This window comes from Streptomyces sp. NBC_01775 (assembly GCF_035917675.1).
Lineage (GTDB): Bacteria > Actinomycetota > Actinomycetes > Streptomycetales > Streptomycetaceae > Streptomyces.
The window spans coordinates 420,436-441,079 of the sequence record NZ_CP109104.1 but is presented as its reverse complement, the minus strand read 5'-3'; the positions used below and the strand labels follow the sequence as shown (position 1 = coordinate 441,079).

17 protein-coding genes are annotated in these 20,644 nt (G+C 70.5%); 9 read left to right on the top strand and 8 right to left on the bottom strand.

Going from position 1 to position 20,644, the window contains the following annotated elements; translation table 11 throughout:
* The first annotated feature begins 160 nt into the window (after positions 1–160).
* Positions 161–778, top strand: coding sequence for a hypothetical protein (locus OHB04_RS02085; protein WP_326686036.1), 618 nt, complete (start codon positions 161–163; stop codon positions 776–778).
* Between the two features lie 298 nt (positions 779–1,076).
* Positions 1,077–1,877 (top strand): SGNH/GDSL hydrolase family protein, encoded by an 801-nt coding sequence (locus tag OHB04_RS02080; RefSeq protein WP_326692565.1) that lies wholly within the window; start codon positions 1,077–1,079, stop codon positions 1,875–1,877.
* A gap of 114 nt (positions 1,878–1,991) precedes the next feature.
* Here the strand turns inward: OHB04_RS02080 and OHB04_RS02075 are convergent, their stop codons facing one another.
* Complete coding sequence (locus OHB04_RS02075) at positions 1,992–3,359, bottom strand: SWIM zinc finger family protein (protein WP_442815068.1); 1,368 nt, start codon at positions 3,357–3,359, stop codon at positions 1,992–1,994.
* A gap of 41 nt (positions 3,360–3,400) precedes the next feature.
* Positions 3,401–6,295, bottom strand: a complete 2,895-nt coding sequence (locus OHB04_RS02070; protein ID WP_326806614.1) for a DEAD/DEAH box helicase — start codon at positions 6,293–6,295, stop codon at positions 3,401–3,403.
* Positions 6,296–6,601: 306 nt separating this feature from the next.
* On the opposite strand from OHB04_RS02070, the gene OHB04_RS02065 reads away from it, so the two are divergent.
* A complete protein-coding gene (locus OHB04_RS02065) occupies positions 6,602–6,784 on the top strand; it encodes a hypothetical protein (protein ID WP_326686033.1) in 183 nt (60 codons plus the stop codon).
* A gap of 39 nt (positions 6,785–6,823) precedes the next feature.
* Here the strand turns inward: OHB04_RS02065 and OHB04_RS02060 are convergent, their stop codons facing one another.
* On the bottom strand, positions 6,824–7,609 hold the full coding sequence (locus OHB04_RS02060; protein WP_405806946.1) for a hypothetical protein: 786 nt from the start codon (positions 7,607–7,609) through the stop codon (positions 6,824–6,826).
* 93 nt (positions 7,610–7,702) lie between these two features.
* Between OHB04_RS02060 and OHB04_RS02055 the strand changes: the two genes are divergently transcribed.
* Positions 7,703–8,656: an oxygenase MpaB family protein gene (locus tag OHB04_RS02055; protein WP_326686031.1), complete on the top strand. Its 954-nt coding sequence runs from the start codon at positions 7,703–7,705 to the stop codon at positions 8,654–8,656.
* A 37-nt stretch (positions 8,657–8,693) separates the two neighbouring features.
* Here the strand turns inward: OHB04_RS02055 and OHB04_RS02050 are convergent, their stop codons facing one another.
* Positions 8,694–9,302 carry a class I SAM-dependent methyltransferase gene (locus tag OHB04_RS02050; RefSeq protein ID WP_326686030.1) on the bottom strand — a complete coding sequence of 203 codons (609 nt, stop codon included), beginning with the start codon at positions 9,300–9,302 and terminating at the stop codon, positions 8,694–8,696.
* 284 nt (positions 9,303–9,586) lie between these two features.
* On the opposite strand from OHB04_RS02050, the gene OHB04_RS02045 reads away from it, so the two are divergent.
* From OHB04_RS02045 to OHB04_RS02030, 4 genes are all read left to right on the top strand, one after another.
* Positions 9,587–9,964: a DUF742 domain-containing protein gene (locus OHB04_RS02045; protein ID WP_326806613.1), complete on the top strand. Its 378-nt coding sequence runs from the start codon at positions 9,587–9,589 to the stop codon at positions 9,962–9,964.
* Positions 9,945–10,526, top strand: coding sequence for a GTP-binding protein (locus tag OHB04_RS02040; RefSeq protein ID WP_326806612.1), 582 nt, complete (start codon positions 9,945–9,947; stop codon positions 10,524–10,526). Before OHB04_RS02045 ends, OHB04_RS02040 begins: the two co-directional genes overlap by 20 nt.
* 92 nt (positions 10,527–10,618) lie before the next feature.
* Positions 10,619–11,011 carry a roadblock/LC7 domain-containing protein gene (locus OHB04_RS02035; RefSeq protein WP_326686027.1) on the top strand — a complete coding sequence of 131 codons (393 nt, stop codon included), beginning with the start codon at positions 10,619–10,621 and terminating at the stop codon, positions 11,009–11,011.
* A gap of 100 nt (positions 11,012–11,111) precedes the next feature.
* Positions 11,112–12,101 carry a DUF6397 family protein gene (locus OHB04_RS02030; protein WP_326686026.1) on the top strand — a complete coding sequence of 330 codons (990 nt, stop codon included), beginning with the start codon at positions 11,112–11,114 and terminating at the stop codon, positions 12,099–12,101.
* 83 nt (positions 12,102–12,184) lie between these two features.
* On the opposite strand, the gene OHB04_RS02025 is transcribed toward OHB04_RS02030, so the two are convergent.
* Both OHB04_RS02025 and OHB04_RS02020 read right to left on the bottom strand, forming a co-directional pair.
* Positions 12,185–13,099 carry an acyl-CoA thioesterase gene (locus OHB04_RS02025; protein WP_326686025.1) on the bottom strand — a complete coding sequence of 305 codons (915 nt, stop codon included), beginning with the start codon at positions 13,097–13,099 and terminating at the stop codon, positions 12,185–12,187.
* A gap of 52 nt (positions 13,100–13,151) precedes the next feature.
* A complete protein-coding gene (locus tag OHB04_RS02020) occupies positions 13,152–15,680 on the bottom strand; it encodes a DEAD/DEAH box helicase (RefSeq protein WP_326806611.1) in 2,529 nt (842 codons plus the stop codon).
* 211 nt (positions 15,681–15,891) lie between these two features.
* Between OHB04_RS02020 and OHB04_RS02015 the strand changes: the two genes are divergently transcribed.
* Positions 15,892–16,689 carry a metal-dependent hydrolase gene (locus OHB04_RS02015; protein ID WP_326686023.1) on the top strand — a complete coding sequence of 266 codons (798 nt, stop codon included), beginning with the start codon at positions 15,892–15,894 and terminating at the stop codon, positions 16,687–16,689.
* 14 nt (positions 16,690–16,703) lie between these two features.
* On the opposite strand, the gene OHB04_RS02010 is transcribed toward OHB04_RS02015, so the two are convergent.
* Entirely contained in the window at positions 16,704–18,551 is a 1,848-nt protein-coding gene (locus OHB04_RS02010; RefSeq protein WP_326806610.1) for an ABC transporter ATP-binding protein, read from the bottom strand.
* Complete coding sequence (locus tag OHB04_RS02005) at positions 18,520–20,535, bottom strand: ABC transporter ATP-binding protein (protein ID WP_326806609.1); 2,016 nt, start codon at positions 20,533–20,535, stop codon at positions 18,520–18,522. Before OHB04_RS02005 ends, OHB04_RS02010 begins: the two co-directional genes overlap by 32 nt.
* Positions 20,536–20,644 lie beyond the last annotated feature (109 nt).

The window sequence follows — 20,644 nt, the reverse complement described above, 5'->3', positions numbered from 1 at the left end:
AATGACGATGCCGCCGCCACCGAGCCAGCCGCCGTCAGGCACCCCGCCGCCTCCCGCGCAGCCGCCGGGATTCGGGCCGCCCGGATCAGGTGGGTTCGGTCCGCCGGAGCCCGGTGGCTGGCCGCCGCCGGTGCCCCCGCAGGGGCCGCGCCGGGGGAAGTTGATCGCTGCTGTGGTCGCCGCCGCCGTGGTCGCCGTGGCACTGGTCACGGCGGGGGTGGTCTTTTTGACCGGAGCCGACGACGGGAAGGACAAGACGGCCGGCAAGGGCGAGCCTCCCGCTTCGAGTACGGAGAAGCCGTCGGGCGAGCGGAGCGAGGAGTCCTCCGACGGTCCGGCGGACGATGGCTCGGCCACCGACTTTCCCACCCCTGACTGGGAGGACGGACTGCCTTCCAAGGGGCCGGACAAGGATCCGGACGAGAGCGCCAGCGACGTTCCCCTGCCCTCCTTCATGCTCCAGGTCGGCGACTGCTATGACCGATCCGACAAGGCGGGCTCGGTCGAGACGCGCGAGTGCGACGGCGCGCACGACGCGGAGGTCGTCAGCCGTAAGAAGATCACCGGTGACTACGGCACGGACAGCGCCGTGCGCCGGAAGGCGGACTCCCTCTGCCGCAGCTCGCTGAAGGACAAAGCGGCCAAGCAGCCGGGCGGCGTCATCGGAGGCACACTCATCTCGTATCCGAAGGCCAGCGGCGTCAACGGGGGCATCAACTCGGTGACATGCAGCCTGACGGCGGGCAAGGGCAAGAAGCTCCACAAGCCGTTGGTGTGACCTCTCGCGGCCCCGCATGACGCTCTGGCGGGCCGGCGCCGGGCGGCTGCCGCCGCACTCCGGCGCGCCGTTGACGTGCAACAGGTGCAGCGTGTCTTCCAGGAAGCTACGCGTGTAGGGATCTTATGGTTGCGGAAGCTCCTCTTCGGCACGTCCCCCACCGGGCCGCTCGATGCCAACACGGCGGTATACGCGTGTAGTTGCGCCCTCTCCGTCTGGCATGGACACATCTTCGGCGGGGTAAGTTGCCGTGACCGATGTGACAGGTGTTCCTTCCATGCCATCCATGAGAGGTTCCATGAAGCTGCGCAGATGGGCGTCAACGGCCACAGCCGTCGCCGTCTTCCTCGGACTGTCGACCCTGACGGGAGCCACTTCGGCCGCCGCGGACGAGACCGCCGCCACCGGCTATGTAGCGTTGGGCGACTCCTACTCCTCCGGTGTGGGCGCCGGAGACTACGACTCCGGCGACTGCAAGCGGAGCGCGAACGCGTATCCCAAGCTCTGGAGTGCTGCCAACTCGCCCTCCTCCTTCGACTTCACGGCCTGCTCCGGCGCGCGCACCGACGACGTGCTCGCCGGCCAGCTCGGCCCCCTCAACGACTCCACAGGGCTCGTCAGCATCAGCATCGGCGGCAACGACGCGGGCTTCGCCGACGCGATGAGCACCTGTGTACTCCAGGGCGAGAGCGCCTGCCTGACCCGCATTCAGCAGGCCAAGGACTACATCGCGAACACGCTCCCGGGCAAGCTCGACTCCGTCTACGACGCCATCCGGGGCAAGGCACCCTCCGCGAAGGTCGTCGTGCTCGGATACCCGCACATCTACAAGCTCGGCGGCGAATGCAACGTCGGCCTCAGCGAGAAGTCGCGGGAGGCCATCAACTCGGCAGCCGACGCGCTCAACGACGTCACCGCCAAGCGCGTGGCCGACCACGGCTACAGCTTCGGCGACGTGCGGCCCGCCTTCACCGGTCACGAGATCTGTAGCGGCGACGAGTGGCTGCACAGCGTCACCCTGCCGGTTGACGAGTCCTACCACCCCACTGCCGCGGGCCAGTCCGGCGGCTACCTCCCGGTGCTGGAGGAACTCGCCTGACCGGGCGGCCCATGGACACGTGTGCCGTCGCTTCCCGCCGGGGAGCGACGGCACACGGCTGTTCAGGCCGCTCCGGGAACATCGGGCAACCGGCGGGACAGCGAGTGTGCTCGTTCAGCGGACCTCGGCCGGCTCCTCGTCCCCCGCCAGCGCGACCGCCAAAGCCGCCGCCGGGTCGCGCTCCGGAGCGCCCGCGGGCCACCAGGACCGGCCCTCCTTGCGGAAAGGCCACCACAGGCCGTCCGGGCCGTAGCGCAGTTGCGCGTGCGCTCCCACCGCCGTCCAGCGGGCGCCAGCCGCCCGCAGCCGGGGACGCTCCTCGCCATCCGCCCACGCGGCGTCCAACCGGGCGGCTGCGCGCTCCAGATCCGCCGACGAAGGTGACCACGTCTCATCGAGCACGGCAAGCGCCTCTTGGCCTCCGAACTCCCATGCCCGCACGGCTGCCCCCAGCTCCCGCTCGCTGCGCCCGCTTCCCTGTGCCAGTCGCGCTGTCACGGCGCGTCCGGGATGCCCTGATGCCAGCCGTACGGCGTCCTCCCAGGCGGACAGGGGCCGCGGCACGGGCCTGGAGCCGTGCCCGGGGGATTCCGCTTCGGTGAGCGTGCGACGGGCCCGTGCCGCGGCATCCGAGGCGAGGAAGGTGAGCGCGTCGATGTCCACACCGGGGGCCGCGGACGTGCCGACGTCCAAAGCAGCGATCTCCCCTGGCTCCCGCACCAGCGGCGGAGGGCCTGGCAGAGGTGGCAGCAGCGTTCCCAGGGCGAACGCTTCGGCCGCGTCCACCCCTGCCTCCTCCTCCGTCCCGTCCGGAGCTGAGGAGGAGCTGTGCGGTTCGGGTGCCGCGCGGGCGGCGCTGCGCTCCTGGAGGGCGTCCAGCAGCTCCCGCTCGCCCCTGCCGCGCATCAGCAGCAGCGCGAACGGGTCCTCGTCCAGCAGCCGTGCCATCTGATAACTCAGTGCGGCCGAGTGCGGGCAGTGGTCCCAGGCCCCGCACGCGCACTCGGGATCCAGATCACCGATACCGGGAAGCAGTTCGAGCCCGACCTCGGCGGCGTCCTCCACCAGTCGCGGAGGCATGTCGCGGTCGAGCAGAGCCGCGATATGGCCTGCCTCGTCCACGATCATGTCCAGCATCCGGTCCCACTCTTCCTCTTCCAGTTCGCGCAGCAGCACGTCGGCGCGGTACGGCGTGCGGTCCGCGCCCAGAACCACGGCCGTGATGCGACCGGGGCGCACGGAGACGGCACCCACCGCCCCCTGCCGCGCGTACTTGCGGCCCTGCTTGAGCTGTGCGCCGTCAAGCGCCGTGTCCTCCAGCGCCTTGAGCCACGTCTGACCCCACCAGGTGCGCGCGAATCCACGGCCCTGGGCAGGTGGCAAGGGCGCGAACACCTTCTCGCGGGCAGCCACACCCGCTTGCTCCGTGGAGTCCTCGCGTTCCTCGCGCTCGTCGTACTCCTCCTCGTGTGTCTTGGGCATCCGGGCGTCGCGGTTTTCCGCGAGCATCCAGTCGTCGTCGCTCAACGCTCCACCTTCCGCAGCTCCACCAGTTCGGCCAGCTCCGCATCGGACAGCTCGGTCAGCGCGCCCTCGCCCGAGCCGAGCACGGCATCCGCCAGCGCCTGTTTGCGCCGCAGCATCTCGGCGATACGGTCCTCGATCGTCCCCTCCGCGACGAGCCGGTGGACCTGCACGGGCTGGGTCTGGCCGATGCGGTACGCACGGTCGGTCGCCTGGGCCTCGACGGCGGGGTTCCACCAGCGGTCATAGTGGATGACATGGCTGGCCCGGGTCAGATTGAGCCCCGTCCCGGCCGCCTTGAGGGAGAGCAGGAAGACAGGGGCCGAGCCCTCCTGGAAGCGGCGGACCATCTCCTCGCGCCGGGCGACGGGCGTCCCGCCGTGCAGGCACTGCGTCGGAACGCCCCGGTCCGCCAGGTGACGCTCCAGCAGGTGCGCCATCTGGACGTACTGGGTGAACACGAGCACACCGGTGTTCTCGGCCAGCATCGTGTCCAGCAACTCGTCCAGCAGCTCCAGCTTGCCCGAGCGGCCCGGCAGCCGTCCGCTCTCCTCCTTGAGGTACTGCACCGGATGGTTGCAGATCTGCTTGAGCGAGGTGAGCAGCTTGACCACCAGGCCGCGCCGGGCGAAGCCGTCGGTTCCGCTCAGCTCGGCGAGACTCTCACGGACGACGGCCTCGTAGAGCCCGGCCTGTTCGGGGGTCAGCGCGACAGCGCGGTCGGTCTCGGTCTTCGCCGGCAGCTCGGGGGCGATGCCCGGGTCCGTCTTGAGGCGGCGCAGCAGGAACGGCCCCACAAGCCGGGCCAGTTGTTCGGCGGCTGCCGGGTCGCCGCCTTCGGCAGCGTCGGCGTAGCGCCTGCGGAAGGTGCCGAGCCGGCCCAGCAGGCCGGGCGTCGTCCAGTCCAGGACCGACCACAGCTCGGAGAGGTTGTTCTCCACGGGCGTGCCGGTCAGCGCGACCCTGGCACGCGCGGGCAGGGTACGCAGGGCCTTGGCCGTCGCGGCGAAGGGGTTCTTGACGTGCTGTGCCTCATCGGCGACGACCATGCCCCAGGAGCCGTCCGCTCCGCCTGTCAGGCGTTCGGCGTCCAGCCGCATCGTCCCGTAGGTCGTCAGCACGAACTCGCCGTCGCGCAGATCCTCCAGACCACGTGCGGCACCGTGGTAGCGGCGTACCGGAGTATCCGGTGCGAACCGTTCGATCTCGCGCTGCCAGTTGCCCATGAGGGAGGCGGGGCACACCACCAGCGCCGGACCCGCGGTGGCCGGGGTGTGCTGGCGGCGCAGGTGCAGGGCGATCAGCGTGATGGTCTTGCCGAGCCCCATGTCGTCGGCGAGGCAGGCGCCGAGGCCGAGGGAAGTCATCCGGTGCAGCCAGTCCAGGCCCCGCAGTTGGTAGTCCCGCAGCGTTGCCCTCAGCTGCGCGGGAGGCGGCAGCGGGGGCTCGTCGCGGCGTTCCGGGTCGGCCAGGCGTTCGCGGAGCGCCTCCAGCCATCCGGTGGCCTGGACCTCGACCCGCTCACCGTCCTGCTCCGTGGCGCCGGTGAGGACAGCGCCGAGCGCGTCCAGCGTGCGGACCTTGTGGTCCTGGCGGCTCCCGGCCCTGCGGACCTCTTCGGGGTCGATGAGCACCCACTGGTCACGCAGCCGGACCAAGGGCCGGCCTGCCTCGGCCAGCTGGTCCAGCTCCTCGCGGGAGACCTCCTGGCCGCCGATCGCGAACCGCCAGTCGAAGCTGAGGAGCGCGTCGGGTGAGAGTACGGAGGGCAGACCCGGGCCCTCGGCCCGGTCGTCGCTGCCCGCTGCGGCGTCCTCGGCCGCACTGTCGCCGGGGCCGACCACCGCACGGGCAGTCAGGGAGCGGGCGAACTCACGTGGCCAGTGGACGCGCACACCTGCCGCAGCCAAAGCCCGTGTCACCGAGCCGCTCAGCAGTTCGGCGATCTCCTCGTCGGCCAGCTCGATGGCATCGGGCACAGCGGCGGACAGCAGTGGCGCGAGCGCCTCCCAGGCCGCCGCAGCCCTGCGCAAGGTCAGCAGCGTCTCGGTGCGCACCCCTGGGCCGAAACGCACGGCGGTGTGCGACGTACCGGCCCAGACCTCGGCCGCGTCGGCGACCAAGGTGCTGTCCGCCGCCGAGTGCAGTTGCAGAACGCCACGGAAACGGCCGGGAGCCTCCTGGCCCGTCCCCGGCGCTGCGCCCTGCTCTGCCGCCTCGCCCGGGGCTGCCTCAGCCGAGGGGATTCCACTGATCTCGACGCGGAGCGACAGCCGCACGCCGGCGTCGATTCCGGCGGCCACGTCGGCGGCCCACTCCCGCAGCTCGGGAATCTTCCGCGGCTGTTCACCGGCGAAGGCCGGACCCCCGGCGGCCAGCGGCGCGGCGGGTGTGCGGGGCAGCCCGTCGGCGACGGCGTCCAGGAACGCGCGCACCAGCGGCCCGGGAGAAGGCATCCGCGGCGGCCCGGCGGCGGACAGCGGCACCGCGTGTGCGTACGGCGGCATCGCGGCGGCGAACTCCTCCAGTACGGAATTGTCCTCGGCGCCGAGTGGTCCGAAGCGCCAGGCGTCGTGCCCCGCCGGGCTCAGGCCGGGCAACAGTCTGCCCAGAGCGGCGAGCCGTAGCGCGTGCAGTGCGAGAGCGCCCCAGAAGGCGGCGCTGCTTCCGGTGCCGGAGGCGTCGCCCGGACCGGCGGCGTGCGCCCGGGTGAGCACAGGCAGGGCCTCGTCCACGGACAGCAATACGGCGGGCACTGTGCGGATGCCCGGGGTGCCCCCGTCATCGGGGACCACGACGGTCAGCTCCCGGAGGCGGCCCGGCTGTCCGGATGCCGGGTGCTCTTCGGGCGCGCCAGGCATCCGGTGGAGGTTTTCCTCGGCGGTGGCAGACACGGGCGGTGCACCGTCCGGGTGCCAGAAGGCGATTTGTGAGCTGCGTGGTGGATCGGCGGGGAGAAGCACCGCCGCGCAGTGGGTGAGATGGGATGTCCAGGAGGGCGTTGCCAGGATCTCTGCCACAGTACTGAAGCATTCCTCAAATTTGACTAGCGGGAACGAGCGGCCGAGGGTACCCCACACGCGGCAGCGGCGGGAAACGCGAATGGAACCTATCCGGCCCGGATGGCGTTCAATGGAATGAGTGGCGGGTGTTGCTGTTCGAAGAGCGGCAGCCGCAGCCGCGCGGGAGGAGGGATCGAGATGACCAACCGAGGCAAGATCGCCGTCGGCGGGGTGGCCGTAGGGCTGCTCCTGTGGTGGCTGACGTCGTTCTGGATCGCGCTGCTGGTGATCGTCGGCGTGCCGGCAGTCGCTTACCTGACGCTGGACCCCTCGCAGCGGCGCAGGCTCCGCAGGGTCGGCCGGAAGGAGCTCGGCCGCTGACTCTGGGCGAGCCTTCGTCCGGAGCCGTGGCGAGCGTCATCACGCGGCGGGGCGCACCGCGATGCCGTCGAGGGCTGTGAGCAGTCGCGGCAGCTCGCGGCCTCGCCCCACCGGCTGTACTTCGCCGGGCGCCCCGTCGAGCAGGACGAACGCGATGTCGTCCGTGCGCGCGACGACGCTCCATCCCGGGCCGTCCGCGCGCAGCGTGCGCGCCTCACCCGAGGCGAAGGCGGACCGGATCCGCCCGGGCGGTGGCGGGGTCTCGATATACGCCCACACCTCCTCCAGTACTCGCCGCACCTCGCCGTCGAGCTCCTCACCCGTCTCGACGAACTCCACGTCGGCCTCGGCCTGTTCGCGCCACTGCGCCCACTGGAGCGCAATCTCGTCAGCACCCAGCCGCCGCTGCGCCGGGCCCCATCGAGAGGTGTCCGGAGGAGAGAGCACCGCCCATTCGCCGGCCTGCCCTTCCTCAGGCGGGGGGTCGTGCGGCTCCGGGACGTCCGGTGCCGCTACCGCCAGCGAGAGGGGCCAACCCGGCATGACCGCGACGACGCTGCGGTCATCGGGAGACAGGTCGTAGTCCATCCCGCAGTCCCAGGCGGCGATGGCGCACGCCACCAGAGTCACGTCCTCGCTCACCACGGTCCACCGCGCTCCGGCCCCGTCCTGCCCCAGTACGAGCCCGTAGCCTTCGGCGTAAGGCTCCAGGCCCAGCGTGGCGCAGACCTCCGGGTAGTCGTCGCCCAGCACGCTGGGGAACTGTGCCGGGGTCAGCAGCACGGCGGTCAGCACATAGAGCGCGTCTTCCTCGTCGGCGGCCACCAACAGTCTCCCCTTCGCATCGGATTCCGGTGACCATAGCCTCAAGAGCGGTTCCGCAACAGACGCGGGAATCCGACAGGAGGAGGACGTGACGTGCGGCGTTACGACCGGTTGAAGCACATTCTGCGGCTCGACCCGGAGAAGGACTGTCACGAGATCTACCGTCTGATCGCGGTGTACGAATTTCCCTGGGACCTCGCCCGTGCACTTGAAGTAGCCCTCTACCGCACCTACGCCGTGCCCAGCATCGGACGGCTGCTGGCCGAGACGGCGGAGCTGACGGACCGGCCCCAGAAGCGCTACGACGACACCGTGCTTCTCCTGGACGCCGTCGTCGAGCACGGCTTCGACAGCGTCAACGGACGCACCGCCATCCGGCGGATCAATCGGATGCACCGCTCCTACGAGATCTCCAACGACGACATGCGCTACGTGCTGTGCACCTTCGTGGTGATGCCGAAGCGCTGGCTCGACGCATTCGGATGGCGCCGCCTCACCGGCCACGAACTGAGCGCGACCGCGTACTACTACCGCACCCTGGGACGGCACATGGGAATCCAGGAGCCGCCGCGCACCTATGAGGAGTTCGAGAAGTGTCTGGATGACTATGAGGACGCGCACTTCGGCTGGGACGAGCGCGCACGGCAGGTCTCGGACGCCACACTCGCACTGATGGCTTCCTGGTACCCGGCTCCGCTCGCGCCGCTGGTACGGAGCGCGAGCACGGCACTGCTGGACGACTCGCTGTTGCGGGCCTTCCGCTATGAGCAGCCCAGTGCGGCCACCCGTCGGCTGGTACGCGCAGCGCTGAGGCTGCGGGGGCGCGGCGTGCGGCTGATGCCGCCCCGCCGTCGCCCGCACTTCGCGCGGCAGAACCCGGAGATCAAGAGCTACCCGGGCTACCCGAAGGGCTACCGTCTCGCAGGCCTCGGCACTTTCCCGGGCAACGGCCAGGAACCCGGGGAGGACGGCCGTGCCCAGGGCAAGGGCGGCCAGGGGCCTTCCGCTTGCCCGGTGCGGCACATCAGGGGACAGAAGAACCCCTGAAGGAGGGACCTGACGGGGCGGAATGCGCTTCGACCCGTCAAGAGCCCCGCGACTCCCGTACCGCCAGTGCGAGATAGCGGTCGTCCTCGTCCACATACGACACCAGCCGCCATCCGGCAGCGGCCAGCAGCGGGCGCAGCACAGGCTCCGCCCGCACATCGTCGGGGGTGATCTGCCGCCCCTGACGGGCCGCGAGGGCGGCTCGTCCCACCGGATGGAAGAGCGCGAGCTGCCCCTCGGGGCGTACGACGCGGGCGAGTTCCCGAAGTCCGCTCTCCGCACCTGGCAGGTGTGAGATGAGTCCGGCGCCGAAGACGGCGTCCAGCCGATCGTCGCCCAGCGGAAGCTGGGAGACATCCGCGATCACGAGGGCGGCGTCGCGACCGCGTCCCTTGCGTACGGCCTCGTCCAGCATCGCCGGGGTGAGATCGGCGCCCAGCACCGTGCCCTCTTGCCCGACAGCTTGCCGCAGTGTGGGCAGCGCCCGCCCGGTGCCGCAGCCCGCGTCCAGCACCGAGGCCCCGCGTGGCAGATCCAGCGCCGCCACCGCCGCCGCGTAGGCCGGTCCGTCGTGGGGGAAGCGCGCGTCCCAGTGGGCGGCCCGCTCGGTGAAGAATGCCCGTACCGCTGCTCTGCCTTCTGTCATGCGGTGCTCCATCCGGCCATCATCGCGCCTCAGATCTTCAGGTACGGAACCAGACCGGTCGACGGCGTACATCTCCCTGTCGAATTCCGGCTGCTTCCGTAATGCCCCCGGCGTGCTCTCCCTTCCGAACTAGCGTCCCTCACCATGAGACACCTGACCGATCCGCACGGACGCAGAACGGCTGATTCCCCTGAGCGTTCGAGGGCATCCGGAATCCTCTCGTCGCGGTCCCGGCCCAGCCCGGCGCATGTTCCCGCTCTCCGGTTCCCAGGCGTCCTCGGCCGGTGAGGGGCCGCGGAGAGGACCGGTGGTACGACGCGGCGGCCGGTCCGGTCGCTCGCCCCTACACCGCGGACGAGGAGGGCGGGGAGCCCGTGGAGCTGGATCTGCTGGCCGGGATAGAGGCCGTCTCCAAAGGGGTGGCCGACCGGATGCTCGGCCCTCAGCACGAGACGCTGCTCGACATCTGCGCGCAGGGACCGCTTTCGCTGGCCGAGCTGGCGGCGGCTACGGCCCTGCCCTTGGGCGTGGTGCGGGTCCTGCTCGGTGATCTGCACCGGCGCGGCCATGTGAGCGTCCGCCCACCCGGTTCGTTCGTGCCCAGCCGCCCGGCAGATGCAGCTGTTCTGAGCGAGGTCATTGATGGCATCCGGGCACTCTGACGGAGCGGGCACACGGTTCGAGGAGGGACGAACGGCGCTGAAAGTGCTGGTCGCGGGTGCACCGGGAGCGGGCAAGACCAGCTTTATCCGTGCCCTGAGCTCACCGCACGCTCTGCGTGCCGAAGCGCCGGGAGGGCGCACCGTCGTCCTGGAGTTCGGACGGGTTGCGCTGGCCGACGGTCCTGCACTGTACCTCTTCGCCGCATGCGCCCATGAACGGTTCTGGTACCTGTGGGACGAACTGGCGGCCGGCGCGCTGGGAGCGGTGGTGCTCGCGGACACCCGCAGCCTGGAGAGGTGTTTCCCGGCCGTCGACTACTTCGAGCACCGGAGTATCCCATTCGTCGTCCTCGTCAACTGCTGTGCCACCGACCGCTCCCACTCGGCCCAGGAGGTCTTGGCGGCGCTGGACCTGCGGGGTGGGACCCCCGTGGTGCTGTGTGACGCGCGTGATCGCGACGCGGCCAAGGAGGTACTCGTCCGCCTGCTCGAACATGCCGTGCGACGGCGGTCCGGGTCCCCCTTCTTCGACGTGTCTGTGACAGGAGCGACAGGGGTGTAACCAGGCCCGGCCGAAGGATGCCCAGTGGTTGCTCAGGGTGCTCTCGTGGGTAAGGGTGGCACGGCAGATGCAGAGGATTAGGGGGCAGCGGGGTGGCACTGAACACGGGACTCGACTGGTTGCTGGACGACCTAACGAAGCGGATCTCGTCGGTCCGGCACGCGCTGGTCCTCTCCAACGACGGACTCGTAACGGGCAGCAGTCACGACCTCGACCGCGAGGACGCGGAACACCTGGCGGCGGTCTCCTCCGGCCTCCATAGCTTGGCCAAGGGGTCCGGACAGCACTTCAGAGCCGGGCGGGTACGCCAGACCATGATCGAGTTCGATGAGGGAGTGCTTTTCGTGACGGCGGCGGGGGACGGGAGCTGTCTGTGCGTGCTCGCGGGCGCCGAAGCCGATATCGGCCAGGTCGCCTACGAGATGACGCTGTTGGTGAACCGGGTCGGTGAACACCTGGGCGTTGGAGTGCGGAACGGCACCTGAGCTGCGGTTCTGCAAAGTTATCCACAGGCTCTGCGGGGGAGGCCGGCGGCCCGCTATCGTCGTTGCGCAAGGTAGTTGGACGACAGCGGGGGATGACGACATGCGAATGGAGTTCGCACAGGACCGTGCCGGAAGCGCCGTGGGGAGCACGGCGAACGTAGGGCTGCGCGCGGCTGCGAAGGAGTTGGGTCTGCGGCCCAGGGAGCTGGAGTTGGCGGTGCAGACGGGCGAGGTCCGCACCGTGCCAGGGGCTCCGGGAGGTCCCCGCAGGGTGGCGCGCGAGGAGCTCGACCGTTTGCACAGCGCAGAGGGCTTCCCCGACAGTCTGCGCGAGCGGCTGCGGGTCGTCGGGACGGGGGAGGCGTCGGAGCTGCTGGCCATCAGTCCTTCCCGCTTCGTACGTCTGGCGCGGGCAGGCTGCTTCAGCCCGGTGAAGCTCTACGTCAACCGCTATCGCAACGTCGTCTGGCTCTATCTCGCCGAGGAGCTGAGGGAATTCGGCGAGCGGAACCCGGCGCTGCTGGCAGGGCGGCTGGCCGAGGGGCTGCGGGCCGGGCTGGATCACGGTGCCGATCACCGGGCGGGCCGCTGGCGCAGCCGCCGGGTGCGGCAGCTCGCCTCTCAGGCAGGCAGCCCGTGGGAGCGTGCGGCGGTGCGGGCGAGTGTGCTGGATGACGACACGCTGGCACAGACCGTGCCCGACCCCGGTGAGCGTGCGCGGCTGGCGGTGCTTCGGCCGCGGCTGGTGGAGGGGCGCAGCGAGTCGGAGGCCACGAGGGACGCGCTGGAGGAAGTCTGCCTGGCCGAAGGCGAGGAGGAGATTCGCTGGCTCCGGCTGATGCTCCACGCCGACCTGGAGACCGCCCGCGCCGCGGACGCGCGTACGGAACCCGAGGAGAGGCCGGTCACCGAAGGCGCGCCCGCGCCTGCACTCGCGGACCCGGCGCTGCCCGAGGCCGCGCCCGGCTCCGCACGGCCGGATCCCGGCACTCCGCATCCGGTGACGGCGCCTCCGACGGCGGCTGGGCAGCGAAGGCGCTGGTCCCTGCGAGGGCGGAGGGAGAAGCCCGCAGTGCGCCCGGCTCGGTGAACGGCCTACGCGGGCGCGGCGCCCGTGGAAAAGGCCGACGGAGCGGGCGAGCGCGCGCTGGCCGGTCAGCGGGGTGTCCGGCCCTACTGCTGAGGCTGGGGCTGCCGCTGAGGAGGTGCGGGCTGGTCCGGCGCGTGCGGGCGGAAGAGCCCCTCCTGCATCACCGAAACGATCAATTTGCCCTCGCGGTCGTAGATCTGGCCCCGCGCCAGCCCACGCGCACCCGTGGCGATGGGTGACTCCTGCTGGTAGAGGAACCACTCGTCGGCGCGGAACGGCCGGTGGAACCACATCGCGTGGTCCAGCGAGGCGGTGTCGAAGCCCCTCGGCCCCCACAGCGGCTCGACGGGGAGGCGCACCGCGTCCAGCAGCGTCATGTCGCTGGCATAGGTCAGCGCGCAGGTGTGCACCAGCGGGTCCTCACCGAGTGAGCCGATGGCGCGCATCCACACGGCGCTGCGCGGCTCGACGCCCTTCAGCTCGGCAGGGCTCCAGCGCAGCCGCTCCACATAGCGCAGATCGAAGGCTTGGCGGCGGGCCATGCGCTCCAACGGCACAGGAAGCGAGCCCAGATGCTCGCGGATCTCGTCCGCGAGCTTCGGCAGGCTCTCGGGATCGGGCACGTCGGGCATCGGCAGCTGGTGCTCGAACCCAGGTTCGGGATGGTGGAAGGAGGCAGTCAGATTGAAGATGGTCCGGCCGCGCTGGACGGCGATGACCCGGCGGGTGGTGAAAGACCTGCCGTCCCTGACCCGCTCCACCTGGTACACGATGGGGACCCCGGGGATGCCCGGGCGGAGGAAGTACGCATGGAGCGAGTGCACCGGCCGCCGGTCGTCAACGGTGCGGCCTGCCGCCACGAGCGCCTGCCCCGCGACCTGGCCGCCGAAGACCCGCTGGAGGGATTCCTCGGGGCTGTGGCCACGGAAGATGTTGAGGTCGATCTCTTCCAGGTTCAGCAGGTCGACAAGGCGTTCGGCGGGACTGGGCCCGGTCATGTCATCAGGTCCTCTCTCGCTTGCGACGCGTTCCCCGCGTGCGGTGCCGTGCTCACAGCTGGCCCACGTCGGTCACCTTGACCACCGCGCGCCCCTCCTCGTCCGAGGCGACAAGATCGACCTCGGCCGAGATGCCCCAGTCATGATCGCCACGAGGATCGGCGAAAGTCTGCCGGACGCGCCACAGCCGGTCCTCCGGCACCTCCTCGATCCGCAGCAGTTTCGGACCGCGGGCGTCGGGGCCCGTCCCCAGGTCCTCGTACTCGTCCCAGTAGGAGTCCATTGCCTCGGCCCAGGCGTCCGTGTCCCAGCCCGCCTCACCGTCCAGATCGCCCAGCTCCGCCACCTTGTCGAGGGCGGCCAGCTCCACCCTGCGGAACATCGCGTTGCGCACCAGGACCCGGAAGGCGCGCGGGTTCGCCGTGACCGGCTTGACCTGGTCGGCGCGCTCCTGGGCCTCCTCGGCGGTCTCGTCCTCCGGGTTGGCCAGCTGCTCCCACTCGTCCAGCAGGCTGGAGTCGACCTGCCTGACCATCTCTCCGAGCCACTCGATGATGTCCTCGAAGTCCTCCGACTTCAGGTCGTCCGGGACGGTGTGCTCCAGGGCCTTGTAGGCGCTGGCCAGGTAGCGCAGGACGATGCCCTCGGTGCGGGCGAGTTCGTAGAAGGAGACGAACTCGCCGAAGGTCATCGCCCGTTCGTACATGTCGCGGATGACCGACTTCGGCGACAGCGGGTGGTCACCGACCCACGGGTGGGACTTGCGGTACAGCCCGTAGGCGTGGAAGAGCAGTTCCTCCAGCGGCTGGGGGTAGCCGATGTCCATCAGCCGCTCCATCCGCTCCTCGTACTCGATCCCGTCGGCCTTCATCTGCGCCACGGCCTCGCCCTTGGCCTTGTTCATCTGCGCGGCCAGGATCTGACGCGGATCATCCAGAGTGGATTCCACGACGGAGACCATGTCCAGCGCGTAGGAGGGCGATTCGGGGTCCAGAAGCTCGAAGGCGGCGAGCGCGAAGGTGGACAGTGGCTGGTTGAGGGCGAAGTTCTGCTGGAGATCCACGGTCAGTCGGATGGTGCGGCCCTCGGCGTCCGGCTCCTCCAGCCGCTCGACGATGCCGCCGTCCAGCAGGGAGCGGTAGATGGCGATGGCCCGCCGGATGTGCCGCAGCTGGGAGCGGCGGTCCTCGTGGTTGTCCTCCAGCAGCTTCCGCATCTGGACGAACGCGTTGCCGGGCCGGGCGATCACCGACAGCAGCATCGCGTGAGTGACCCGGAAGCGGGAGTTCAGCGGCTCCGGCTCGGAGGCGATCAGCTTCTCGAAGGTCTGGTGGCTCCAGTTGACGAAACCCTCGGGTGCCTTTTTGCGCACGACCTTGCGGCGCTTCTTCGGATCGTCCCCGGCCTTGGCGAGCGCCTTCTCGTTCTCCACCACGTGCTCGGGCGCCTGGGCGACGACGAAACCCGAGGTGTCGAATCCCGCGCGCCCCGCGCGCCCCGCGATCTGGTGGAACTCGCGGGCACGCAGCGTCCGTACCCGGCTGCCGTCGTACTTGGACAAAGCCGTGAACAAGACGGTGCGGATGGGGACGTTGACCCCGACGCCCAGAGTGTCGGTGCCACAGATGACCTTCAGCAGGCCGGCCTGGGCGAGGCGCTCCACCAGGCGCCGGTATTTGGGCAGCATGCCCGCGTGGTGCACGCCGATGCCGTGCCTGACGTAGCGCGACAGGTTACGGCCGAACTTCGTCGTGAAGCGGAAGTTGCCGATGACCTTGGCGATCTCGTCCTTCTCCGCGCGGGTCGACATGTTGATACTCATCAGGGCCTGCGCCCGCTCCACCGCCTGCGCCTGGGTGAAGTGCACGATGTAGACCGGAGCCTGATGGGTCTCCAGAAGTTCGGTCAGCGTCTCGGTCAGGGTCGTCGTGCGGTATTCGTACGAGAGCGGCACTGGGCGGGTGGCGGAGCGCACCACGGCGGTCGGCTTTCCCGTGCGGCGCGTCAGGTCCTCCTCGAAGCGGCTGACATCACCCAGCGTCGCCGACATGAGAACGAACTGCACCTGGGGCAGCTCCAGCAGCGGGATCTGCCAGGCCCAGCCACGATCCGGCTCGGCGTAGAAGTGGAACTCGTCCATCACGACCTGGCCGATGTCGGCGTCAGCCCCGTCGCGCAGCGCGATGGAAGCCAGCACCTCGGCCGTGCAGCAGATGACGGGCGCGTCCGCGTTGACCGAGGCGTCACCGGTGAGCATGCCGACGTTCTCGGTGCCGAAGAGCTTGCACAGGTCGAAGAACTTCTCCGAGACCAGCGCCTTGATCGGCGCGGTGTAGAAGGTGACCTTGTCCTGGGCGAGCGCGGTGTAGTGAGCCCCCGCGGCGACCAGACTCTTGCCCGAGCCCGTCGGGGTCGACAAGATCACGTTCGCCCCCGAGACCACCTCGATCAGCGCCTCCTCCTGGGCGGGGTACAAAGAGATACCGCGCTCCTCCGCCCAACTGGAGAAGGTCTCGAAGAGGGCATCAGGATCGGCGTCGCTCGGCATCTGATCGATAAGGGTGGCTGTCACGCCCCCCATACTGCCTTCTGTGGTCTCCGATCAGGGAACCGGTGGTCTGCGCGTGATCATTCAGCGCTACGCTGTGTCGCCGACCGGGCGTCAGAACCTGAGAAGCGCGGGACGAGTGCGCCGGGCACCTTCCGCGTACCGGACGGTTCCCTGACGGCAGACACGCGCCCGGCGGCGGAACCGCGACAGACGCGACACACAGGACAGGGCGGGGATACGCATGATGGGACCGGCGCACTCGCTGTCGGGAGCCGCTGCCTGGCTGGGAGTGGGGGCAGCGGCGGCGGCGCTGGATCATCCGATGCCGTGGCCGGTGGTGGTCGTGGGCGCGCTGATCTGCGCCGGCGCCGCTCTGGCTCCGGACCTGGACCAGAAGTCCGCGACCATCTCACGGGCCTTCGGACCGATCTCGCACGCGCTGTGCGGGGTGATCGACGTGCTGTCCACCGCCGTCTACAACGGCACCCGCTCCAGAGGGGAGCGACGCCGTTCAGGAGGGCACCGCACGCTCACCCACACCTGGCCCTGGGCCGTCTTCATAGGCGCGGGTTTCTCGGCCGCTGCTGTCTTCTGGGACCGGTGGGCTGTGCTGGTCATCCTGTTCATCCACATGGTGCTGGCCGTCGAAGGGCTGCTGTGGCGGATGGCGCGGGTCTCCAGCGACGTGCTGGTGTGGCTGCTGGGTGCCGCCGGCGCCTGGATCCTGGCTGGGGTGCTGGACCAGCCGGGCAACGGCTCGGACTGGCTGTTCACCGGGGACGGTCAGGAATATCTCTGGCTGGGCCTGCCGATCGTGCTCGGGTCGATGGTGCACAACATCGGGGACGCCCTCACGGTCTCCGGCTGCCCGTTTCTGTGGCCGATCCCGATAGCGGGCAAGCGCTGGTATCCGCTGGGCACACCCCGGTTCATGCGCTTCCGCGCGGGTGCCTGGGTGGAGAGCAACATACTGATGCCCGCCTTCATGCTGCTCGGTGGCGTCGGCAGCCTGGTCGCGCTGGGGTTCATAGGAGGCTGAGCCGGGCCGCACCCTCACCCGTGCCAGGATCGCCACAAGGCGGCGTACGGGCCGTCGGCGGCCACCAGCTCGTCGTGGCTGCCCAGTTCGCTGATACGGCCGTCCTCCACCACGGCGATCACGTCCGCGTCATGTGCGGTGTGCAGACGGTGTGCGATGGCCACCACCGTCCGCCCTTCCAGGACCTGTGCGAGCGAACGCTCCAAGTCCCGTGCGGCGCGCGGATCGAGCAGCGAGGTCGCCTCGTCCAGCACGAGCGTGTGCGGGTCGGCCAGCACGAGCCGGGCCAGCGCGATCTGCTGGGCCTGGGCCGGGGTGACGACGAGCCCGCCCGAGCCCACCTCGCTGTCCAGCCCGGCGCCCAGCGCCCGCGCCCACCCGTCCGCGTCCATGGCGCCCAGGGCGGCCCACAGCTCGGCGTCCCCGGCGTCCTGGCGGGCCAGGAGGAGGTTGTCGCGCAGGGAACCGACGAAGACGTGGTGCTCCTGGTTGACCAGTGCGACATGGCGGCGGATCGCCTCGGCCGACATCCCGCTCAGCTCCGAGCCGCCGAGCGTGACCTCCCCGCGCCGCGGAGCGTAGATCCCGGCCAGCAGCCGTCCCAGGGTGGACTTGCCCGCGCCCGAGGGACCGACCAGCGCCACCCGCGAGCCCGGCGCGACCTTCAGGGTGACTTCGTGCAGCACGTCGACGCCTTCGTGGTAGCCGAACCGCACCCTCGAAGCTTGCATCGTCCTGTCCTGGGGAGAGCGCGCGCTGTCGCTACCGTCCGGCTCGATCTCCCGCACGCCGACGAGGCGGGCCAGCGACACCTGGGCGACCTGGAGTTCGTCGTACCAGCGCAGGATGAGCCCGACCGGCTCCACCAGCATCTGGGCCAGCAGCGCGCCCGTGGTCAGCTGTCCGACGCCGAGCCACCCGTGGAGGACGAGGATCCCGCCGAGCACCAGCACCCCGCCCATGATCAGCATGTTGCTGAGGTTGACGGTGGGGAAGAGGACGCTGCGCAGCCACAGCGTCCTGCGCTCCCAAGCCGTCCACTCCGCGATCCTCCGCTCGGACAGCGCCACCCGCCGGCCGCCGAGCCGGTGCGCCTCCACCGTCCTGCCCGCGTCCACGCTCTCCGCGAGGGCGGCGGCCACGGCCGCGTAGCCGGCGGACTCGGCGCGGTAGGCGTGCGCCGCGCGGCGGAAATACCAGTAGCAGCCGGGCACCAGCACGGGCAGCGCGATCAGCACGGTCAGTGCCAGCGGTGGCGCGGTGATACAGAGGGCAGCCAGCAGCAGCGCCGTCCACACCACCGCGATGGCCAGCTGCGGTACCGCCTTGCGCATGGCGTCGCCCAGCCGGTCGATGTCGGTGGTGATGCGGGAAAGCAGATCCCCGGTGCCCGCGCGCTCCAGCACTCCCGGTGGCAGACCGACCGAGCGTACGAGGAAGTCCTCGCGCAGGTCGGCCAGCATCTCCTCGCCCAGCATCGCCCCGCGCAGCCGCACCTGCTGGGTGAAGACCGTCTGGACGAGCAGCGCCAGGGCGAACACCAGCGTGACCCGCCCCAGCCCCAGATCGCGATGGCCGGCGGCCAGATCGTCGACCAGCCCGCCCAGCAGCAGTGGCCCCGCCATCGAAGCGATGACCGCGACACTGTTCACGAGGACCAGCAGCACGAACGTACGGCGGTGCCGCCGCAGCAGCTCTCTCGCATAGGAGCGGACCGTGGCGGGGGAGCCCACCGGGAGGGTGGTGACGTCCTCCGGGGCGGAGGGGTCGTACTCGGGCGCGGGCACGCCGAACCCGCGGGGGCGCCGCGCCTGCTCCGCGCCCCGCCCCTCAGGCGCGTGCCGTGCGGTGTTCGCGCTCATGCGGACTCGGCTCCTTCGGTCTGGGGTTCTCCGTTCGGTGGCGCTCCGATTCGTGGTTCTCCGGTGCGCGGGTGACGGCGGCCCGGTACGCCGCGTCGGAGCGGAGCAGTTCGTGGTGGGTGCCGCTCGCCGCAGCGGTGCCGTCGAGGATGAGGACGGCGTGGTCGGCTCGGTCCAGCAGCAGCGGACTGGAGGTGAGAACCACGGTGGTACGGCCGGACCTGAGCTGTCCCAGAGCGCGGGCGATACGGGCCTCGGTGTGGGAGTCGACGGCGGAAGTGGGCTCGTCCAGCACGAGCACCTCCGGGTCTGTGAGCAGCGACCGTGCGAGGGCGAGGCGCTGGCGCTGCCCGCCGGACAGGGAGCGCCCCCGTTCGGTGATGCGCGCCCGCATGGGATCGCCCTCCGCGTCGGGGCTGCCTTGGACGAGCGCCGTCAGGACATCGGCGCACTGTGCCGTCTCCAGGGCCTGCTCGGCCGGCACAGCACCGGAGGCGGGAACGTCGAACAGCTCGGCGAGAGTGCCGGAGAGCAGGACGGGGTCCTTGTCCTGAACGAGTACGCGGGTACGGGCCTGCTCCAGAGGCATCGCGTCCAGAGGAGCTCCGTCGAGCACTGCCGAGGCGGCGGATTCCGGGGAGACCGAGAGCGGGTGGCCTCCGAGCCGCTCGGCGAGGCGTCCGGCCGCGTCGGGGTCGCACACCACAGCGGTGAGCCGCCCCGGCGGGGCATGGAGACCGGTGACCGGATCGTAGAGCCCCCCACGGCCCGCACTTCCTTCGCGAAGAGCCTCGGGCCCTTTGCTGTCCAGCACCGCACCTTCGCTGTTCAGCACCGCACCTTCGCTGTCCAGCACCTGTCCTTTGCCGTCCAGCGCCCGCCTCTCGCCGTCCGACGCCTCCTTCTCCCCCTTCTCACCGTCCGACGCACGCCTCCCGGCGTCGTCAGCGTCCCCGCCGGCACTGGCGGAGCCCGCGTCCGTCGCCTCCGGCCTGCGCAGCGCCAGTACGCGGGCCGCGCGGGCGGCGGAGGGGCGGGAGAAGGAGTACGACATGGCGAACTCGCTGAAGAGCTGGAGAGGCACCAGCAGGAAGGTCACCGCGCCGTAGACCGTGACCAGCTCGCCGACGGCGATGCGGCCCTCAAGGGCCAGCCGTGTGCCGTACCACACCACCCCCACCAACAGCAGCCCCGGCAGGGCGACTTGCAGCGCCTCTATGAACGACCACATGCGTGCCGTCCGCACGGCAGCGTGCCGTGCCTGCTGGGAGACCGCGCGGTACCGCGTGAGGAAGAGGTCCTCGCCCCCGATGCCGCGCAGGACGCGCAGCCCGGCGACCGTGTCGGCGGCCAGTTCTGTCGCCCGCCCCGCCCGCTCGCGCTGCACGTCGGCGCGCCGGGTGGCCCTGGGCAGCAGCGGCAGTACGGTCAGCGCCAGGGCGAGCATTCCCGCACAGGCGAGAAGTCCCAGTTGCGGCTGGTAGACCGTCAGCGCCGCGCAGACACCGAGTGTCGTCAGCAGCGCCGCGCTGAACCGTGAGACGGCCTCGACACACCATCCGATGCGCTCGATGTCACCCGTGGAGACCGCGACCACCTCACCCGCCGCCACGCGCCGGGTGAGCGTCGCGCCCAGCTCCGCCGTGCGCCGGGCCAGCAGTTGCTGGACCCGCGCGGCTGCGGTGATCCAGTTGGTCACCGCCACGCGGTGCAGCATCGTCTCGCCCACCGCCACGGCCAAAGTGACGGCGAGCAGCAGGGCACCCGTCAGCGCGAGCCGGTCACCCGAGCGGTCCACCACGGCGTTCACCGCGACCCCCGCCACCACCGGGAACGAGGCGATGGCGGCCAGATGCAGCACACCCCAGGCGAGCGCCTTGAGCTGGCCGCCCAGCTGGCCGCGCCCCAGCCACAGCAGCAGCCGGAACCCGGACCGGACATCCGGAACACCCGGGTCGGGGTAGGGAAGATCGCGAATCTGCACGGAGTTCCAGATCGTCTCGAAAGCGCCAGGTGTGCCGTGAAAGGCTGACTTCGTGACGTGCCGAATATCAACGGGTTTTCCCGGCGGCGGCAAGCATCCGGCCAATGCG

Bases quoted from the DNA above. Each gene is read 5' to 3' on its own strand.
- OHB04_RS02040 (WP_326806612.1), top strand. From the start codon at position 9,945: ATGGCATCCGGGCACTCTGACGGAGCGGGCACACGGTTCGAGGAGGGA.
- OHB04_RS02015 (WP_326686023.1), top strand. From the start codon at position 15,892: ATGATGGGACCGGCGCACTCGCTGTCGGGAGCCGCTGCCTGGCTGGGA.
- OHB04_RS02050 (WP_326686030.1), bottom strand. From the start codon at position 9,302: ATGACAGAAGGCAGAGCAGCGGTACGGGCATTCTTCACCGAGCGGGCC.
- OHB04_RS02075 (WP_442815068.1), bottom strand. From the start codon at position 3,359: ATGCCCAAGACACACGAGGAGGAGTACGACGAGCGCGAGGAACGCGAG.
- OHB04_RS02080 (WP_326692565.1), top strand. From the start codon at position 1,077: ATGAAGCTGCGCAGATGGGCGTCAACGGCCACAGCCGTCGCCGTCTTC.
- OHB04_RS02065 (WP_326686033.1), top strand. From the start codon at position 6,602: ATGACCAACCGAGGCAAGATCGCCGTCGGCGGGGTGGCCGTAGGGCTG.
- OHB04_RS02020 (WP_326806611.1), bottom strand. From the start codon at position 15,680: ATGGGGGGCGTGACAGCCACCCTTATCGATCAGATGCCGAGCGACGCC.
- OHB04_RS02010 (WP_326806610.1), bottom strand. From the start codon at position 18,551: ATGAGCGCGAACACCGCACGGCACGCGCCTGAGGGGCGGGGCGCGGAG.
- OHB04_RS02025 (WP_326686025.1), bottom strand. From the start codon at position 13,099: ATGACCGGGCCCAGTCCCGCCGAACGCCTTGTCGACCTGCTGAACCTG.
- OHB04_RS02030 (WP_326686026.1), top strand. From the start codon at position 11,112: ATGCGAATGGAGTTCGCACAGGACCGTGCCGGAAGCGCCGTGGGGAGC.